At 58.6% G+C, this 4,390-nt stretch carries 3 tRNA genes and 3 rRNA genes (1 of these 6 only partly in view); all 6 read right to left on the bottom strand.

Annotated elements, in window-relative coordinates:
* A tRNA-Met gene (locus OL599_RS25570) sits at window positions 1-77 on the bottom strand.
* 37 nt (window positions 78-114) lie between these two features.
* A 5S ribosomal RNA gene (rrf, locus tag OL599_RS25565) occupies window positions 115-229 on the bottom strand.
* 213 nt (window positions 230-442) lie between these two features.
* Window positions 443-3,180: ribosomal RNA gene (locus OL599_RS25560) — 23S ribosomal RNA — on the bottom strand.
* 587 nt (window positions 3,181-3,767) lie between these two features.
* Window positions 3,768-3,843 (bottom strand) — tRNA-Ala (locus OL599_RS25555).
* 72 nt (window positions 3,844-3,915) lie between these two features.
* Window positions 3,916-3,992: transfer RNA gene (locus tag OL599_RS25550), tRNA-Ile, on the bottom strand.
* A gap of 178 nt (window positions 3,993-4,170) precedes the next feature.
* A 16S ribosomal RNA gene (locus OL599_RS25545) occupies window positions 4,171-4,390 on the bottom strand; it runs 1,370 nt beyond the window's last position.
* The 16S, 23S and 5S rRNA genes sit together here with 3 tRNA genes alongside, the layout of an rRNA operon.

Here is a 4,390-nt window from a genome sequence, read left to right as displayed (position 1 = left end):
TGGTTGCGGGGACAGGATTTGAACCTGTGACCTTCAGGTTATGAGCCTGACGAGCTACCGGGCTGCTCCACCCCGCGTGGGTGGTCTTGTGGAGGGGTTTGGGTGTGTTGGAAGACCTGGCGGCGACCTACTCTCCCGCGTCTTGAGACGCAGTACCATGGGCGCTGGGGGTTTTCACGGCCGAGTTCGGGATGGGATCGGGTGCAGTCTCCCCGCCATAGCCACCAGGTCGTCCAACACACCCCCGTGCGGCCGGCGTTGCCGGTCGTCACGCGAACCCGTGCTTGTCTGCGGGTTCGGTACCCCTCGATACAGGGGGTGGCAGGTTCTGGTGAGCGGCGGCGCCCATCTGCGGGCGTCGCCTGGTGTGTATTGCGCGGTCTCGAAGCCTGCTGCAGCGGGGTCTTCCACCTGGGGTGGATGACTGCTGTGCATGTTGGGCGATCACGAGCCTATCGGGCGATTAGGACCAGTTAGCTGAGAGCGTTACCGCCCTTATACATCTGGCCTATCAACGTGATGGTCTATCACGGCCCTCGGGGAGACCTGGTTTTGAGGTGGGTTTCCCGCTTAGATGCTTTCAGCGGTTATCCCGTCCGCACATAGCTACCCGGCCGTGCCGCTGGCGCGACAACCGGTTCACCAGAGGTGCGTCCATCCCGGTCCTCTCGTACTAGGGACAGATCCTCTCAAGTCTCCTTCACCCACGGCAGATAGGGACCGAACTGTCTCACGACGTTCTAAACCCAGCTCACGTACCACTTTAATCGGCGAACAGCCGAACCCTTGGGACCTGCTCCAGCCCCAGGATGTGATGAGCCGACATCGAGGTGCCAAACCTCCCCGTCGATGTGGACTCTTGGGGGAGATCAGCCTGTTATCCCTAGAGTACCTTTTATCCGTTGAGCGATGGCCCTTCCACGCGGGACCACCGGATCACTATGGCCGACTTTCGTCTCTGCTCGAGCTGTCACTCTCGCAGTCAGGCGGGCTTATGCCATTGCACTCAACAGCCGATGTCCGACCGGCTTGAGCCCACCATCGCGCGCCTCCGTTACTATTTGGGAGGCGACCGCCCCAGTCAAACTGCCCACCATGCAGGGTCCCGGACCGGGCTGACCGGTCGCGGTTAGACATCAGAAGAGTTCAGGGTGGTATTTCAAGGGTGGCTCCACACGAGCTGGCGCCCATGCTTCAAAGCCTCCCACCTATCCTACACAGCACTCTCCTAATGCCACTGCAAAGCTGCAGTAAAGGTTCATAGGGTCTTTCCGTCTGACCGCGGGTACCCCGCATCTTCACGGGGAATTCAATTTCGCTGAGCCGATGCCGGAGACAGTGGGGAAGTCGTTACGCCATTCGTGCAGGTCGGAACTTACCCGACAAGGAATTTCGCTACCTTAGGACCGTTATAGTTACGGCCGCCGTTTACCGGGGCTTCAATTCAGTGCTTGCACACCTCCTCTTAACCTTCCGGCACCGGGCAGGCGTCAGACCCTATACGTCGTCTCTCGACTTCGCAGAGCCCTGTGTTTTTACTAAACAGTCGCTACCCCCTGGTCTGTGCCACCCGCCCCTGGTTGCCCAAGGACGGGTCCCGCTTATCCCGAAGTTACGCGGGCAATTTGCCTAGTTCCTTCGGCATCGTTCTCTCAAGCGCCTTGGTATGCTCTACCAGTCCACCTGTGTCGGTTTCGGGTACGGTCTCTACGCTGGAGCTGTTTCCTGGAATGATCCAGTGGCATGCACAATCCGATAAGCACACACCAAACTTCACATTCGTCACTTCCAGCAGGCCCAGGAATATTCACCTGGTTCCCATCGACTACGGCTTTCGCCCTCGCCTTAGGGGCCGGCTCACCCTGCGCGGATTAACCTTGCGCAGGAACCCTTGGACTTTCGGCGACAGAGTTTCTCACTCTGTTTGTCGCTACTCATGTCAGCATTCGCACTTCCGATACCTCCAGGAGGGGTCACCCCACTCCCTTCGCAGGCCTACGGAACGCTCCGCTACCGCGTAGATTGCTCTACACCCGCAGCTTCGGTAGATGGCTTGAGCCCCGTTACATTTTCGGCGCAGGATTTCTATTAGACCAGTGAGCTATTACGCTTTCTTTAAAGGATGGCTGCTTCTAAGCCAACCTCCTGGTTGTTTTGGAATTCCCACATCCTTTCCCACTTAGCCATCATTTGGGGACCTTAGCTGGCGGTCTGGGCTGTTTCCCTCTCGACGACGGACCTTAGCACCCGCCGTCTGTCTGCCAGGCTATACTTCCGGGTATTCGGAGTTTGGTTAGGTTTGGTAAGTCTTTGGGACCCCCTAGCCCATCCAGTGCTCTACCCCCCGGGGTAAACACCTGACGATCTACCTCAATAGATTTCGCGGAGAACCAGCTATTTCCGAGTTTGATTGGCCTTTCACCCCTAGCCACAGCTCATCCCCGACTTTTTCAACAGGCGTGGGTTCGGCCCTCCAGTGGGTGTTACCCCACCTTCAGCCTGGCCATGGCTAGATCACTCGGTTTCGGGTCTTCTGCCGGCAACTGAACGCCCTGTTCAGACTCGCTTTCGCTGCGCCTACACCTAACGGCTTAAGCTTGCTGCCAACAGAAACTCGCTGACCCATTATACAAAAGGTACGCCGTCACCGCAGATGCGGCTCCGACTGCTTGTAGGCATTCGGTTTCAGGTCTCTTTCACTCCCCTCATCGGGGTGCTTTTCACCTTTCCCTCACGGTACTTGTTCGCTATCGGTCACCAGGGAGTATTTAGGCTTGGAGGGTGGTCCCCCCATGTTCAGACAGGATTTCACGTGTCCCGCCTTACTCAAGGATCTACTGATTTGGACGCATACGGGGCTATCACCCGCTATGGCCGGACTTTCCAGACCGTTCTGCTTACGACCAATAGACCACTGGCCTGTTCCGCGTTCGCTCGCCACTACTAGCGGAATCTCTGTTGATGTCTTTTCCTCCGGGTACTGAGATGTTTCAGTTCCCCGGGTTTGCCTCACCATCCTATGTATTCAGATGGTGATACCCCAAAGGGGTGGGTTGCCCCATTCGGATATCCACGGATCAACGCCTGCTCGCGGCTCCCCGTGGCTTTTCGCAGCGTGCCACGTCCTTCATCGCCTCCTGGTGCCAAGGCATCCACCGAATGCCCTTATCGCGCTCGAGATCTCGGACCCGTTTCGAAAAACAGATCCTCGGTCCGCCCTCATCGGGCGGAACCAAACCCACCACGCACAGGAGCCATCCACACCGAAACAGACAAGGCTTGGTGTGAACCCTCCGCAACGCGGCGAGCTTCGAACTCAGCAATACACACGTGGGACCCATCGGCCCGGACCCATCGAACGAATTCGATGAGAGCCCGTCGCAACCGACAGATCTCCACAAACGCCTCTGAACGTAGTTGCCTTCGATCGCTTGGCAGCCAGTTCCCGAAAGAACCGCTTACCGGTCAGACACCGCGATCCCCGCACCCCGCCACCGGCAGGATTGCGAGCGGACTCCGCCACCGGCGGACTCCAAAAAGACGCGCCCAGAGACGCACCAGAACCTGATTCACCATAAGAAAGAACAAGACCCCCGGTCGCCCGGGCGCCAACGACGCCACGGCACCTAATCTCCGCAAGGAGTATCAGGAACCATGGACATCGAACCGTTGACTTCTCTGCGACGACAGGCCGGATCAAACCGCCCTTCACCAAGAACAAACGCCAGATAGACGGCGTTTGTCGCGACGCCCAATCGGGCGCGCGGTGGTGGAGGTGAACGGGTTCGAACCGATGACCCCCTGCTTGCAAAGCAGGTGCTCTCCCAGCTGAGCTACACCCCCAATCCAAAGGACAGGATGCCGAACACCGACCGCTGCCGCGGCCAGGCGCCCTTCGCTAGAGCTCCTGCAGTCTGGTGGGCCAGGGAGGATTTGAACCTCCGACCCCACGCTTATCAAGCGTGTGCTCTAACCAGCTGAGCTACTAGCCCAAACTCGGAGATTATCGTCGCAGGGAAGGGATACGCTGGCGGCGCCCGATCCGGGCACCGAATAGATCCGGGCGCCATCGGCATCCGCCGATGGACTTGCGGGCACTGCCGAAGCAGCAACCCATCTTCAGGACCGTCCCAAACCCCGCCGAGGCGAGATACTCAGGACAGTTCCTTGAAAGGAGGTGATCCAGCCGCAGGTTCCCCTACGGCTACCTTGTTACGACTTCACCCCAGTCGCTAACCCGACCGTGGTCGGCTACGTCTCTTGCGAGTTCGCGCACCGACTTAAGGTCGAACCAACTCCCATGGTGTGACGGGCGGTGTGTACAAGGCCCGGGAACGTATTCACCGTGGCATGCTGATCCACGATTACTAGCGATTCCACCTTCATGCAC

It is taken from the genome of Limobrevibacterium gyesilva (assembly GCF_025989185.1).
In the GTDB taxonomy this organism is placed as follows: domain Bacteria; phylum Pseudomonadota; class Alphaproteobacteria; order Acetobacterales; family Acetobacteraceae; genus Limobrevibacterium; species Limobrevibacterium gyesilva.
This window is presented reverse-complemented; position numbering and strand designations above follow the sequence as displayed.